This is a genomic window from Achromobacter sp. JD-1, from assembly GCF_038594925.1.
GTDB lineage: Bacteria > Pseudomonadota > Gammaproteobacteria > Burkholderiales > Burkholderiaceae_B > Achromobacter > Achromobacter spanius_C.
Genome location: NZ_JBCGCS010000077.1, coordinates 1 through 1,430, shown reverse-complemented (window position 1 = coordinate 1,430; position 1,430 = coordinate 1). Strand labels below are relative to the sequence as shown.

The following is a 1,430-nucleotide window of genomic DNA, read 5'->3' as shown; positions in this document are numbered from 1 at the left end:
TGAACTGACCCCCGAAAGTTGGACTTTGATCCATCCTTCGGGGGTTTTTTGCATGGCAAAGTACGACGAGCAGTTCAAGCTGGAAGCTGTCCGGCGGTATCTGTCTGAACAGCATAGTTATGCGGAAGTGGCGCGGGAGGTCGGCGTGGACTATGCGTTGCTGCGGCGATGGGTGGCTGTCTACCAACTGCATGGACGGGCTGGTTTAGTCAGGCCGCGCAAGCGGTATTCGGCGCAATTCAAATTTGAGGTGTTGAAGCGCATCGAGCAGGACGGCTTGTCGGACAGGCAGGCTGTGGCGGTTTACAACTTGGGCGATTCCGGGCCATCGGCAAATGGCGTCGTGGGTATGATGAGGGCGGAATGGGCGCATTGGCGCCCAGACGTCGAGATAGCCCCGCCATGCCACACAAGTATCCACCCGAGCCAACAGCCAAGGACATGACAGAGAAGCAGTTGCGCGAAGAGAACGCGTACCTGCGAGCGGAGCTCGATTACCTAAAAAAACTCGATGCCTTGATCCAAGCGGAACGGACCGAAGCGCTGGTGAAAAAGCGCAAATGGTCCAAGGGTTGAGGCATCGTCATCCGCTGGCGCTATTGCTGAGAGCAGCCAAGCTGTCGCGCAGCACGTTCTATTACCACCTGAAGGCGCTTGGCGCCGTGGACCCGTACGCCGAGCTCAAGCAGCGCATCGACGCGGTCTATGCGCAGCACAAGGGCCGCTATGGTTACCGCCGGATCACGGCGGTGCTGCGCCAGGCAGGTGAGCTGGTGAATCACAAGACGGTGCAGAAGCTGATGCAGGCGCTGGGCTTGAAGTCGCTCGTGCGCGCCAAGAAGTACCGGTCATACCGAGGTCAGTCGCATCATGTGGCGGCCAACGTGTTGGCGCGTCGCTTCGAGGCCGAGCGTCCGAACGAGAAGTGGGTCACCGACGTGACCGAGTTCAACGTGCGTGGCGAGAAGCTGTACCTGTCGCCGGTGATGGACCTGTACAACGGCGAGATCGTGGCCTACGAGACCGCTCTGCGGCCGGTGTTCAAGCTCGTGGGCAGCATGCTGAAGAAGGCGCTGGCGCGGCTGCGGCCGACGGAGCGCCCCGTGCTGCACTCCGACCAGGGCTGGCAATACCAGCAGCCCATCTACCGGCGCATGCTGGCCGCCCGGTCCGTCACGCAGAGCATGTCACGCAAGGGCAACTGCCTGGACAATGCCGCCATGGAAAGCTTCTTCGGCACGCTCAAAGCAGAGTTCTTCCACCTCAACCGCTTCGAGAGCATCGAGCAGTTGCAGGCCGGCATCCGGCAGTACATCCATTACTACAATCACAACCGCATCAAGCTCAAGCTAAAAGGCCTGAGCCCGGTGCAATACCGAGCTCAGGCCTTCGGGCTTTAGTTGACCGTCCAACTTCTGGGGGTCAGTTCA

The 1,430-nt window shown here is 60.1% G+C and carries 1 pseudogene; it reads left to right on the top strand.

Going from position 1 to position 1,430, the window contains the following annotated elements:
- The first annotated feature begins 52 nt into the window (after positions 1–52).
- A pseudogene (locus tag WBR68_RS31290) lies at positions 53–1,400 on the top strand (IS3 family transposase).
- The last annotated feature ends 30 nt before the right edge of the window (positions 1,401–1,430 follow it).